We start from the raw sequence: 2334 nt of genomic DNA, 5'->3' as shown, positions 1-2334 counted from the left end.
GGCTGCGCCGACCGGGCCTTCGCCTCGTGCCGCCCCGCCCGCTTGGGCAGCGGCGCGCCCCGCCTGGCCTCCGCGTCGGAGGAGGCGGTCTCGCCCGGGACGAGCAGGCCCGCCGCGGCCAGCCTCCGTACGGCGAGCAGTATCGAGTATGCGGACCTGCCCAGTTGCCGCGCGAGTTCGAGTGGCGTCACCTCCTCGCCGGCACGGGCGACGATCTCCCATTCGACCGTGCCGAGCATCACCTTCTGCCCGGAGAGCCGGGGCGCCGGCCGTACGGGGGAGGCGTCCACGTCCGCGGACGGCCAGATCTGGGCCAGGAGCGTGCGGCGGCGCGCGCACTCCCGCACCAGGCCGGACACGTCGAAGTACCAGCACCCGCCCAGCCAGTGCCGCTCGCCGGGCCGGAACTTCGGCCGCGTCCCCCCGGTCGGCAGCAGGAAGAACGCGGCGTCCAGGACGGCCCCCAGCACGCAGTACTGCAGCTCGCCCAGCGTGACGGCCCCCTCGGCGAGCAGCCGCTCGCAGCCGCCGTCCGCCTGAATCCGCCGCAGCGCGGCCTCCGGCATCCGCCCCCGCGCGGCGAGGATCCGTTCGACGCCGGGCGTCTGCGCGCACTCCATGTACGTCACCCGTCCCTCGTCGAGAAAGACCGTTCCGGCACGGCCGACGCGGAGCGCGCCCGTGGAGCGCTCATGGGCGAGGCCGGCCAGCAGCACGTCGAGTGATGCCATGGGTCACGCCAGCAACCGGCTGGAGATGTCCTGCAGGCGGAAGCGCGCGAGCGCCAGATTCGAGTGCTCCAGGTCCAGGCGTACGTAGATGACAAGCGGCCCCTCGAAGACCGTCTCCATCAGCCGGAGCAGGTGGTGTCCCCGGTCGGTGGTGACGAGCATGTCGTTGATGCGAACGGTGTCGCCGGGGCACGATCGCGCGAGCCCGTCCATGGTCGCGCGCAGCGTCTCGGTCAGGGCGGCGGCGGAGCGCTCGGTGTCAACGCCCTGGGGCGGCCCGCTGGCGACTACGGCCATCCCGCTGGTCTGGTCCAGCAGCATTGCGTCCAACGCGCCGGGTATGGCCATGACCTCGGTCAGGCAGTCGTGCAGTCCCAGCACCCGTCCTCCCCTCACCGCCTGAAGACTGAGTCAGCGTAGGAGCGATTCGGCATGATCGGGCGGGCCGGAGATTGCGCGGTGAGAAAGGTATATGGCTGGGGCGGAGAAAAACCCTACCGCGATAGACGTTTATCGGATTTATGGAAATTACTCGCATTACCAGGACAAATTCGATTCACGTTCTCCGCCCTCGAACCGGGGAGGGCCGCACCCGGAGAGGCGCCGCCGCCCAGTCGGGCAGCCACCAGTTCCAGCGGCCCATCATCGCCACGACGGCGGGGACGAGCACGCCGCGGATGAGGGTGGCGTCCAGCACGATGCCCAGGGCCAGGCCGCTGGCGAAGACCTTGACGTCCAGCTCGGGCGTCATGGCCAGCACGGCGAAGGAGGTGAACAGGATCAGCGCCGCCGACGTGACCAGCCGCCCGGTGCGGCCGATGCCCTCGACCACCGCCTGGGGCGTGCTGCCGCCGCGGTCGTACTCCTCCCGCATGCGGGCCAGGATGAAGACCTCGTAGTCCATGCCGAGGCCGTACAGGAAGGCGAAGATCGTCAGTGGCACGAACTCGCCGATCGACCCCGTGGGCTGGATGTCCAGGATCTCGCGGGTGCCCCAGCCCCACTGCCACAGCAGCACCATCGCGCCGATCACCGCGCCCAGGGAGAGCAGGTTGAGCATGATGGCCTTCAGCGGCAGCACCACCGACCGGAAGGCCCGGGCCAGCATCACGAACGTGACCAGGGCGATCACGCCGAGCATCCACGGGAAGGCGCCGTAGGTGTGGGCCCGGAAGTCCATGCTCTGCGCGGCGTTTCCGCCGACCCGCGCCATGGCGGGCGCCGTCTCGCGGATCCGCGTGATCGTCGCCTCCCCTTCGGGGGTGCCGTTCTCCGCGACGGGCAGCACCGACACGACCGACGTCCCCTGCCTGCGCCAGGAATGGCTGTCGGGCGCGAGGACGGTGGCGACGCCCTCGACCGACTTGATCCGCTGGACCGCCGCGGCGGGGTCCCCGGTGACGAGGACGTCGATCGGCGTGATGACGCCCGCCGGCACGCCCGCGTTCCGCAGCGCCGCCAAGCCCTCGTGGCCGGGGCCGGTGGTCAGCAGGTGCCGGCTCTCCGGCAGCCCGAGGTCGACGCCCGTGCCGATCACGGCGAGCGCGGCCAGCAGGCCGCCGGACAGCAGCGCGGCGGGCAGGCGCAGCCGCACCACTGCGCG

General features: G+C 71.6%; 3 protein-coding genes. All 3 read right to left on the bottom strand.

What is annotated here, in order from left to right:
- A partial coding sequence (locus tag DQW85_RS24280; protein ID WP_113702343.1) for an ADAM 12 protein occupies window positions 1-731 on the bottom strand: 731 nt, incomplete at its 3' end.
- Window positions 732-734: 3 nt separating this feature from the next.
- Window positions 735-1112, bottom strand: a complete 378-nt coding sequence (locus DQW85_RS24275; RefSeq protein ID WP_113702342.1) for a roadblock/LC7 domain-containing protein — start codon at window positions 1110-1112, stop codon at window positions 735-737.
- Window positions 1113-1287: 175 nt separating this feature from the next.
- Window positions 1288-2334 (bottom strand): MMPL family transporter (locus DQW85_RS24270; protein ID WP_162795324.1); only part of this gene is annotated, 1047 nt, incomplete at its 5' end.

Origin of the sequence: Nonomuraea lactucae (assembly GCF_003313395.1) — a bacterium.
Classification (GTDB): Bacteria; Actinomycetota; Actinomycetes; order Streptosporangiales; family Streptosporangiaceae; genus Nonomuraea; species Nonomuraea lactucae.
The sequence above is the reverse complement of the archived record's forward strand: the minus strand, read 5'-3'. Positions and strand labels throughout refer to the sequence as shown.